The sequence below is a fragment of the Psychrosphaera sp. genome, from assembly GCF_982872775.1.
The window spans coordinates 51105-60726 of the sequence record NZ_CEYNSH010000016.1; the positions used below are offsets into that span (position 1 = coordinate 51105).

Consider the following 9622-nt stretch of genomic DNA (forward strand, 5'->3'; position numbering starts at 1 on the left):
CCATTTAAGCTCGAATTGGGTGGGGTAATTGAAGATTGTAAATTAGAGTATCAGTTAGTCGGAAACCCATGTGGACCCGTTTTATTGATCATGGGTGGTATTTCGGCAAATAAGTATGTTTATCAGTGCAGTGATGGCTCTGCCGGCTGGTGGCGTGATGTGGTTGATTATATTCCGTGCCAAACATCTTGTTCTGATGCATCGACCCCTGCTATTGACTTAAACATATTCCAAGTACTGAGTATCGAATATTTAGGCGGCAATGGGGCCTCAAGTTCAATCCCAAACCCTTTGAACTACGACAAAAACAATACGATATTGCCGCAAGATCAAGCCAGAGCAATTAAAGAGTTGATGGCTCACCTTTCAATATCAAATTTTCATGCGGTTATTGGCTGCTCTTATGGCGGGTTTGTTGCGATGTCATTTGCTGCCCTTTTTCCAGGGCTTGTAAATCAATTAGTCGTCATTTGCTCTGCGCATCAGACACCAAATAAAGCCAAAGCAAACAGAAGTCTGCAGCGCCAAATAATCAAACTCACTCTAAACAACCAACAAACCCCTAGAGAAGGCCTAAAACTAGCGCGCTCTTTAGCTATGTTGTCCTATCGTGCTGATGATGAATTCGACGAGCGATTCTCTTCATTACCTAATCAAACAGAACCTCATATTACCTTTGAGTTTGACGACTACCTCGACGCAACCGGAAATAGATTCATTGAGAAGTTTTGTCCTTATGCTTATTTAACTTTGAGTCAATCTATTGATCTATTTCAAATTTCACCAGAGCAAATCCGTGTACCCTTGACCACAATTGCGTTCGACACTGATGTATTGATCCCAGAACGCTTGGTGCGTCAGCTCTCTGAAGAATCAAGTGGTGAGTCTAACCACTATGTGATCTCAACCAAATATGGACACGATGGTTTTTTAAAAGAGTTTGATGCAATTAACAGCATCATCCAACGACACGTGTCTGCTACTAACGCCACCTATTCCGAAACAAATGGAGATTTCCAATGAGCCGTACTATCCAACTCCCGAACTTTGATAAGTCACAGTCCCTGCAAACTAGCGCAATAAGAGCTGGTTTAGAATCAGATTCTCAATACGGTGCGGTCATCCCTCCGATGTACCTTTCAAGTAATTACACATTCGAGGGTTTAGGCCAACCTCGACAATACGATTACACGCGTTCAGGTAACCCAACACGCGATAGCCTCGCTGAAGCATTGAGTCAATTAGAATCAGGCAATGGGAGTGTGATCACATCTTCAGGTATCGCAGCGATTCATTTGGCATTACAAGTATTGAACCCGGGTGATCATTTAATCGCCCCACACGACTGTTATGGCGGTACGTTCCGATTGTTCAGCAAACTCGCGGAACGAGGACTGTTCGAATTGGATTTTGTTGATCAAAACAACCAACAAGCATTAGAAGAATGTATTCGGTCTAATACCAAACTGATTTGGATCGAAAGCCCTTCAAACCCTTTATTAAGGGTATACGACATTGCGAAAATATCAGAGCTTGCCCACGAACATAATGCACTGGTCGCGGTGGATAACACCTTTTTGTCACCGTTTTTTCAGCAACCTCTGTTGTTAGGCGCAGATATTGTTGTGCACTCAACGACCAAATTTATTAATGGACATAGCGATGTGGTAGGTGGTGCTGTCGTAGCCAAAACCGCTGCACTCGCAGAGGAACTCGCGTGGTGGGCAAACTGTTTGGGGATCACAGGCTCTCCTTTTGATAGTTACTTGACGTTGCGAGGATTGAGAACGTTGAATGTACGACTAAATCAACACGAAACAAACGCCAAGCATCTCGTCAACTTCTTGTTTGAACACAAAGCGATTACTCGTGTTTATCACCCATCACTACCAACGCATCCGACTCATCCTACTGCGGTTGCGCAGCAGCAAGGCTTTGGCTCGTTAATAAGTTTTGAATTAGATTTGGATCGAACGCAAATTACTGCGTTTTTTGAGCACTTAAGGCTATTCTCGCTGGCCGAAAGTCTTGGCGGAGTTGAAAGTCTTATTTGCCACCCTGCTTCAATGACCCATGCTGCTATGGACGAGAGCGCAAGGGTGACTGCGGGAATAAAAGATAACCTTGTGCGTATTTCGGTCGGTCTAGAACACTACCAAGATTTGATTAACGATCTCTCTCATGCATTGGATGCCGCTTTGGCAACATCAAAAGAACAAGAGGTTCAACATGCAAGTTGAAATTGTCTCCCCTAATTTACAATTCGTATCCGCTGAGGTTATCTCGCATAACGAAGTATATAAGTTTGGTGGTTCTAGCCTAAAAGATAGCAAAGCGATTCGCCAAGCCGTTGAACTCGTTAAAGAAGCGAAGTCTACCAACACGGAAGGCCTCGCCGTAGTGGTTTCTGCGAACGGTAAAAACACCGACTTACTTATCGACTTATGTGGATTGCCAATCAATGAACAAGACGCAGCGTTAGAACATTTATTTTCGACTCAGATGACTCGTGCAAAGGCATTATTAGACACCGAGTCTTTGCATAAATATCAAGCCTCTCTAGCTCATGATATTGAAGCTATCAGAATTAGACTGACGGCATTATCAAATACCCATACGCCCAAACCGGAAACTTTAAAAAGCGAGATTATTGCCTTTGGTGAAATCTGGTCGGCTAAATTATTTGCAGAGGCCATAGGCCAAGCTATTGCAATAGATACGAGAGAGTTTCTTACCTTTAATCAAACTGGTTACTGCGAAAGTACGAGCGTTGCAAAGTTTAATAAACTCAAAGCTAAAGCGTTAACTAACTTTGAAACCTCGCCCTTGTTTATTTTTACCGGCTTTATTGCAAGTGATTACCAGGGGAACACATTATTATTAGGTAGAAATGGTAGTGATTATTCAGCGAGCTTAATCGGTACTTTACTCGGTGCTAAAAAGGTAACTTTTTGGACCGATGTGAATGGCGTATTTACAGCAGACCCGAACAAAGTTGCTAATGCCAAACACATTCAATCTCTGTCATTTGATAACGCGATGACTTTATCGCAACTTGGCTCACCGGTTTTACATCACAGGACACTAACACCATTGCTCAACAATCACATCGAACTTGCCATTCGATGCCCTAGTAAAGCGAAAGAAGTTGGTACGGTAATTTCTCAACAAGCCAGCCCCAATCATCATGCTCAATGGGTTGTAAATGTTCAAAACGACTTATATTTAATTCCGTTGTCGTTATTACCAGAGAGTTGCCCGGTTATTGTTCATTTTGATTGCGAACAAAGCCAACAAACGATGGCGTTGATCAACCGTGAATACTTATCGCAAGTTGATACGTGTCAATACAATCGCGCCAAACTCGTCAGCATCATTGGTCGTCACAATAAAGAAGATGAAAAGGCTTTTAGTCAGTTTTTTAAGAATATAACACGTCCATTAGAGCGCCCTAGCCAAATATTAACAATGCCAAATGCACTCGTCGCGGTATTTTCATTGACCAAGGACAAGATGCGCGAGCAAAATAGCACCGAAAGTGAACGAGATACTCAACTGTTAGAAGCTCAGCTACATGACTATATGATGTCACAAGTTGCAGATTTGACGGTGGGGTTGATTGGTCCCGGACAAGTTGGTCGCCAAGTGTTGGAGATTCTCGATTCACTAAATAATAAGAATAAACAAAGTCACGGTAACGCTCGAGCACTCAAAATTGACCTTGCTCTAATTGCAAACTCTACTGCCATGATCACCATTGATGGCAAGGCTCCAGTTAATACCGAGGAAATATTAGCTACATTGGCCACAAAGGACGCTAACAAAGAATTGTTAGAGCCGGTTGACCTGGACGCATTCTCTAGCCGTTTGAAAGCACTATCGACAGCGCATCAAAATAACAGCCAAACCGTCATTATCGATACGACAGCCAGTGAAATGGTTGCGGGAAAATATGAACAATTTTTTGTTGATGGTCACTCAATTGTTACTGCGAACAAGGTTGCAGGTGCTTCTGACAGCTCTTTTTACCAACGTTTAAAGTCGCTTGAGTCGTCCAACAAGTGGTTATATGAAGCCACGGTTGGCGCAGGGCTACCATTATTGAGCAGTATTCAAAACTTGATAAGAAGCGGCGATACAATTCATCAAATCCACGCGGTGTGTTCGGGCTCTCTTTCATGGATTTTTCAACAATGTGCTAAAGGAACTTCATACAGTGATGCGATATTACAAGCCAGATCGTTGGGTCTCACAGAGCCAGATCCACGAATTGATTTATCTGGCGTCGATATCGCTCGAAAGGTAATTATTTTAATGAGGGAAAGTTGGGCCGAACAACTTTGTGACCTAACGTTTAACGTTTCAGATATCAAATTACCCAAGTGGTTACCGCAGGATGTCATAGAAACCGAAGGCTTTGATTGGGGGTGTACCAAAAACCACGCCAAATTGGACGCTTATTTTGACAAATACATTGCAAAGAAGCCGACAGATAGCCTTGTTCCTATTGTCAAAATTGACCTTGATGCACTGCGTGGGTTGGACAATAGTAATAACGCATCGGCTGTGTCAATAGAATTGCAATCACCTGATGTTCATTCGGAGTTTTTTGGATTAAACCCCAATGACAATATATTCATCATTTACTCAGATTATTACCAAAGTCAGCCTCTGATTATCCGAGGGCCAGGTGCAGGTAATAAAGTAACAGCAGCAGGTGTCGTAAATGATGTCCTAACTTTGTTAAAGTAAATTTATTGATAACGTAAATATTGTAAATATTGATGAGCTAATTGAGATTTAATTACGTATACAGTGGAGCTTTGCTAAGCATCAAGTTAAAATTAGAACCAAGCAGTACTTCTGGTAAAGGCAGACCCAAATGAGCGAAATTAGATCTCGAGTTGACCTACACGTAGGCAAAGCAGGTAATATTCCTGCAGAAATTGTTACTTTTAAGCAATTTAAAGAAGGCAACGAGCACATCGCTCTTATCTTTAAAAAAGCAGACAAAGACCAATCTGCCCCTCTTGTCCGCATTCATTCTGAATGTTTGACAGGAGATGTATTTCACTCGTCTCGTTGTGACTGTGGTGAACAGCTCGACGAAACAATTGAAAGAATGGCTGAGTTAGGTGGCATCATCCTTTACATGCGTCAGGAAGGTCGAGGTATCGGTCTTTACAACAAACTCGATGCATACGTTTTGCAGTCTGAGGGGATGAATACATACCAAGCCAATAAAGCACTAGGTTTTGGCGAGGATCAGCGAGAATACTCTGATGCGGTTCACATGTTACAAGCATTAGACATCAAATCTGTTCAGCTGATCACGAACAACCCTAAAAAGATCGCGGCGTTGAGTAATGACTTTGAATTAGTCTCAGACCAACGTACAGGAACATTTATCAAAAAGGATAACCTGAGCTATTTACGAACAAAATCAGCTCATGGTGACCATATGCTGAATCAAACGGAGCTTGCTGACAAAGCCAGCTAACACCGGTCTCGGGCTACAAAATTGTAGCTACAGCTGTCAGATAAAGCCCTGCTATGAAGTGACCCCCAATAGTTGGATATTTCAATTACTGGGGGTCACCTCAATATTAGATCAGGGCTTTTTAATTCCATACTTAGTTTAATTGCCCAGTTAGTTTAATCGAACAGTTAGTTTAACTGCTTATTTATTTCAGAAGATCTTTGTTTAGCAACTCGTGATACATCTCGTTGCAACTCATCCAAGCGCCTTTGTACGGCGAGCCTCCAAATAAATTCTAGCGGTCCTTGTTTGAAGAATGACAAATAAAGACTGGCGAACAATAACTGGACCAATGCAAAGCCTAACGAAGTCAAAAAGTAATCCAATAACGTAAAGCTTAACGCCCATTCAAAAAATAACTCTCTAAAGATGATTGTCATCACCACGGATTGAAAAATATACATGGTAAATGCCATTTTACCGACACTTTTAACTGCGCCTACAAACCAAGTTTTAGCTTCAGCTAGTTTATTCGTCACCACTAAGTGCCATATCAGCAGCGCCATTGTTAACCCTGAAATCGCTCCGCCAATACCATTCGAGCTATTCCAAATAAACGGATACTGGACCGCGATATAAGCATCTATTGAAGAAATCATCAAAGTAATAAGCAATAAAGTGCTCAATGCGCTAGACGAAAAACCTGTGGTCAAATCCCCCTGTTTGTATAACCCCAAACCAATGAACATAGTTCCAACTAAGTAACACATACTTAACAATGGAAAACTAACAATATAGGCGACGGCGATAATAAAGTTTGAATACAGTCTATCTACATACGTGGTAGGTATACTGCTAATTGCTTCTTGATAGGCATCAGAACCACGAACCATCGGTGTATCAAAATAAACAATTAAGCCCATTTCTATTAAAAAGATAACGATGCCAATTGAAAAAAGAATCATTCCGTTTTTTAACAATTGAGTTGAAGTGTGGTCTAAGCGACTCAAAAGGACGAAGCCACTAAGTGCATACATGATCAAAATGTCGCCTGGCCATATGAAGGTACAATGAATTACACCAAACAATAACAGCCATGAAAGTCGACTTTTCAAAATCATACTTGGGTCAAAACCCATCGGCTTATATTTTTGAAACTGCAAAAACAGACCAATAGCAAACAAGATACAAAATAAGCTTCTAAACCTGCCATCGAATAAAAAGGCATTTGTGACGGCCATCACTTGATCTACTAATAGCATTGGTTCGTGCATCACGTACCCAAGTTCAAACATACCCATGTATGGAATATTCATAAAAAGTAAGCCTAAAACTGCTACCCCTCTCAACAGATCCAGGTGAGCGATACGCTGGTTGCTCATTGAACTGTGTGAAACTGATTCATTTTTTGATTGTTGGGTAATCATGTAACCATCCTTTATTGGCAGTTAACTGAGTGTACTGCAATTAGAAGCAAAGTTACCACATTGGAAGGATCAGTATTGAGTACAGAATCCCCAAAATTGTTTACTAAATAATTCAAAAAAGTCGTTTCGTATCTTTCGAACTGAATCACTAATTAAATTGTTATTTGTTATTGCTAATAGCTCTAATCACAAACGCTTAATCTTTCGTAACTCATAGTAGAATCACGATTTTACGCTGTCACACTCCAATTTAGGAAATAAAAGTATTATGATCTCACGTTTTACAGCACTGTCTCTATCCAAACAGATCTTAATCGCCTTCGTTGCTGCGATTGCATTTGGTTTGCTTTTCGAGGAAGCCGCCCTAGCGATCAAGCCAATTGGCACGGCATACATCAATGCCATAAAGATGGTCGTTATCCCATTGTTGTTCTTTTCAATCGTTTCATCGATTTTTAGTTTTTCAGATCCAAGTAAACTGAAAAGGCTTGGCCTTAAAACAATTGGGGTATTTTTGTTTACTGCTTTTATCGCTAGTTTGATTGGTCTTGGTGTAGGAACCTCAATCAACTGGACAGATGGTATTCAGATGTCGACCGAAATAGACAAAGTTCGTGTTATTCCTAGTATTGGTGAAGTGTTATCAGGTTTCATACCGGCAAACGTCATTGACTCTATGGCCAACGGCAAAGTGATTCCAGTGGTCGTTTTTTCAGTTTTGTTAGGCATCGCCGTTTTGAACACAGGTGAAAAAGCCAAACCATTTAAAGCTTTTATAGAGTCTGGTAATGAAGTAATGGCATCTCTAATGAGGATGGTACTTGCGGTAACACCTATTGGTGTTTTTGCAATTCTAGCCGCAACCGTAAGTAAATTTGGATTAGAAACGCTGTTACCTCTCGGTCAATTTATCGTTGCCGTTTACGTTGGCTGTTTACTCCACATTGCATTCACCTACTCTAGTCTGGTCTATGCTTTTGGCAAAATGAGTCCTGTAGCATTTTATAAAAAGATATTTGAAGCACAGGCGACGGCCTATAGTACATGTAGTAGTTATGCGACATTGCCAGTCACGACCAAAGTCATTTCTGACAACCTAAAAGTTGAAAAAGGGTTTGGTTCATTCGTTGCTAACTTAGGCTCAAGCGCGAATATGGACGGTTGTGGCGGTATCTATCCGGCCATTGCAGCGATTTTCATCGCTCATATCTATGGTATATCTTTAGACATGGTCGATTATGGCATTATTGTAATGACGGCGGTAATCTCGAGCATTGGTACCGCAGGAGTGCCTGGCGCCGCACTCGTCATGTTGACGGTTACCTTAAATGCTGTAGGACTACCTTTGGAAGGGATAGCAATTGTAGCGGCTATTGACCGTATCATCGATATGATGCGCACTGCGACTAATATTACAGGTGATGCTGTTACGGCACTTGTCGTAGGTCGCTCGGAAGGTCTCGTTAATGACGAGGTTGAGACAAATACTAAGGAGTTGGACGCTTCACGCTCCGCAGCTTAACCAAGATTATATTTAGGCTATTGTAACGCTCGTTTTCCGATAGCCTAAATTGATCAATTTAGGGCGTTCTCTTCTTAAGTAATTAATCAAAGAGACGAGAACGCTTTTAAAACGGCAGTCGGCGCAGCAATCCCATTAATTTTTCCATCATCAATATTTGCCATCATATTTTTTATCATCGTTAAATCTTTTGAGTCGGATTTTTCCAAACTTGCCAAGTGCATAAACCATTTGCTAAACAGTCTTGTCTCGGCTGGCTCAAAGTAAATTTTAGTGACTTTATGATGACGTTCGTCCTCTTTAATAATGTTATATAAATCCAAGAGCTTTTTTTGTTCACCCTCTAAAACTTGTAAAAACACCCCATCGTTATAGACCAAGCTACCGGTGACATCAATATGACGATTATTGCTATTGGCCTTCGCAACCAACTCCTCTAATTCCTCTTTTGTGAAATGTTTTTTGGCGCGACTGATGTACATCAGCTGCATTAATTGAGAAGTCCCCATAATAATCACCCTTAAACGTAGATATATGAAGAAATTATAGTTTGTAATTAGCTAAAGGGGTTTGATTTTGAAAATAAGGTAGTAAGAATAAAAATACCCGTATCAAACATGCTTTTGGTACGGGTATTTGGTTGTGGTTTTAACGGTGGGCGACCACCCTAGTATTTATAATTCTTACTTGGCGTCTCTGAATAATACTTCCGGGTTAACCATCGTTTTCATTTCTAAAACGTTGCCGTTTGGATCTTCAATAAAGAATGTTTCTTGTTCAAACTCAGTACCGACGAAACGACGGTAAGGCTTGTCCAGGTATTCTAGACCTGCTTTTTCAATACGTTGCTTTAGCGCTTGAAATTCGTCTTCTGGCATATGTACACCAAAATGAGGAACAGATACGGCACCCATGTCTACATCGTGACGAACCGTAGGTAAACGCTCTTCACTTTGGTGGATCGTCAGTTCGTTACCCCAAAAGTCGATATCAATCCAACGACCTTCTTCACTATTTCCAGAGCGACAGCCCATCACATCACAATAAAATTTCTTGGCTACTTCTAAATCACCGGCAGGAATCGCAAGGTGTAAACAGTTAGACATACAATACCTTTTCAAGTTGCTTCACGTTAGTTTATGTGGCGACATTATAAATAAATGACTTACAAAAAACACTTTATTACTTGTTAAA

The 9622-nt window shown here is 41.0% G+C and carries 8 protein-coding genes; 5 read left to right on the plus strand and 3 right to left on the minus strand.

What is annotated here, in order from left to right; genetic code table 11:
• From AC4E96_RS06690 to ribA, 4 genes are all read left to right on the plus strand, one after another.
• Positions 1-1023 (plus strand): alpha/beta fold hydrolase (locus AC4E96_RS06690; protein WP_490255288.1); only part of this gene is annotated, 1023 nt, incomplete at its 5' end.
• Positions 1020-2240, plus strand: coding sequence for a cystathionine gamma-synthase (gene metB / locus AC4E96_RS06695; RefSeq protein WP_490255289.1), 1221 nt, complete (start codon positions 1020-1022; stop codon positions 2238-2240). The genes AC4E96_RS06690 and metB, both read left to right, overlap by 4 nt.
• The gene (locus tag AC4E96_RS06700) at positions 2230-4752 is read left to right on the plus strand and encodes an amino acid kinase family protein (protein ID WP_490255290.1); all 2523 of its coding nucleotides are present in this window, start codon (positions 2230-2232) and stop codon (positions 4750-4752) included. Before metB ends, AC4E96_RS06700 begins: the two co-directional genes overlap by 11 nt.
• Positions 4753-4882: 130 nt before the next feature.
• Positions 4883-5500, plus strand: coding sequence for a GTP cyclohydrolase II RibA (gene ribA / locus AC4E96_RS06705; protein ID WP_488032737.1), 618 nt, complete (start codon positions 4883-4885; stop codon positions 5498-5500).
• A gap of 167 nt (positions 5501-5667) precedes the next feature.
• Here ribA and AC4E96_RS06710 read toward each other — a convergent pair whose 3' ends face one another.
• On the minus strand, positions 5668-6906 hold the full coding sequence (locus AC4E96_RS06710) for a DUF418 domain-containing protein (protein WP_490255291.1): 1239 nt from the start codon (positions 6904-6906) through the stop codon (positions 5668-5670).
• 268 nt (positions 6907-7174) lie between these two features.
• On the opposite strand from AC4E96_RS06710, the gene AC4E96_RS06715 reads away from it, so the two are divergent.
• Entirely contained in the window at positions 7175-8428 is a 1254-nt protein-coding gene (locus tag AC4E96_RS06715; protein ID WP_490255292.1) for a dicarboxylate/amino acid:cation symporter, read from the plus strand.
• A gap of 86 nt (positions 8429-8514) precedes the next feature.
• Here the strand turns inward: AC4E96_RS06715 and AC4E96_RS06720 are convergent, their stop codons facing one another.
• Together AC4E96_RS06720 and AC4E96_RS06725 are read right to left on the minus strand one after the other, a co-directional pair.
• Entirely contained in the window at positions 8515-8937 is a 423-nt protein-coding gene (locus AC4E96_RS06720; protein ID WP_490255293.1) for a BLUF domain-containing protein, read from the minus strand.
• Positions 8938-9111: 174 nt separating this feature from the next.
• Positions 9112-9534, minus strand: coding sequence for a VOC family protein (locus AC4E96_RS06725; RefSeq protein WP_488032741.1), 423 nt, complete (start codon positions 9532-9534; stop codon positions 9112-9114).
• Positions 9535-9622: the final 88 nt, after the last annotated feature.